Here is a 1,220-nt window from a genome sequence, read left to right on the forward strand (position 1 = left end):
ACGGGTCAGAGGCGTCGTATCAACCACGCCGCGAGCGTACGCGTCCCAGCGGGACTGTTGCCAACGGGCGAACACTCAGGCACGGTGACCTGAAGCCATGGAGCCGATCTGTGCGCAGGTCGAGGCGGCGAGCAGCTGTTTGAGGTCGGTCTGCGCGACGGCGACCAGGCCGAGCGCCACCGCCGTCACCGCACCCGTCCACGCCACCATGGGCCCGCCCCAGCCGGACTGTGCGAGCAGCGGCTCCAGCCGCAAAAGCAGATACGCGCCCGCCACCACCATGGTCGCCGAGTGCAGCAGCGCGGAGACCGGACTCGGGCCCTGCATGGCCCGAGACAGCCAGAAGCTGAACGGCAGTTGGGCCGACTTGCCGAACGCGGCCGCGATGACGCCGGCAGTGATGACCGCCGACCACGCTCCGGTCACGTCCGGCAGCTCCTCAAGTGCGAGGGAGCCGACCTGCCCGCTCGCCAGAGCCGCCCCGGCGGCAAGATAGAGGCCGAGGTCAGCGGCACGGGTGGTGAGGAAGGCCGTATTGGCGGCGCCGGAGCGCTCGGGGTCGCGCCACCAGTAGCCGATCAGGGCCCAGGAGGTGGCGCCCATCACCTCCCACGCCATCAACAGAACCGTCAGTGTGGTCGCGGTGACCGTCGTCAGCATCGCGCCGCTGAACAGCAGCATCAGCCCGAAGAAGCGGGCACGCGCCTCGCCCGGCCCGATGTCCGAGACGCTGAACAGGAGGACGGCCGCGGTCACCGCCGTGACGGTCACGACCATGAGGCCCGACAGCCCGTCGACAGCGAGCCCGGCGGGAAGCCCTTCGAGCAGCGGCGCCTCGACCCGAGGGTGCTCGAACGCCCCCGTGACGGCGAGGCCGAGGGCGGCAATCGTCGTGCCGACGGCGACAGCGGGGGCGTACCGGTCCGCCGGGCGGCCGACGACCACGAGCAGCGCCCCGACGGTCAGCGGCAGCGCGACGAGCGCCCACAGCAGCGCGCTCACTCCTTCAACTCCGCCGCCATGTCGGTCATGTCGACCTCGCGGGATCGGAACAGCGCGGTGACGACGGCGAAGCCGATGGCCATCTCCACCGCCATGACCGTGACCGCCAGGACAACCAGCACCTGCGCGTCGGCGGCGGCCGGGGCGATGTAGCGGTCGAGGGGGTGGCGATGTCCCCTCGGCGGGGCAGCGGTGTCATCCTGGCGGACCTGCTGGAC

The 1,220-nt window shown here is 71.5% G+C and carries 2 pseudogenes; both read right to left on the reverse strand.

What is annotated here, in order from left to right:
• Nucleotides 1-96: 96 nt before the first annotated feature.
• Nucleotides 97-1,002, reverse strand: a pseudogene (locus ABZ281_RS49880) (proton-conducting transporter membrane subunit); the annotation flags it as partial.
• A pseudogene (locus ABZ281_RS49885) lies at nucleotides 999-1,220 on the reverse strand (hypothetical protein); the annotation flags it as partial. The pseudogenes ABZ281_RS49880 and ABZ281_RS49885, both read right to left, overlap by 4 nt.

The organism is Streptomyces sp. NPDC006265 (assembly GCF_040613555.1).
Taxonomy (GTDB): Bacteria; Actinomycetota; Actinomycetes; order Streptomycetales; family Streptomycetaceae; genus Streptomyces.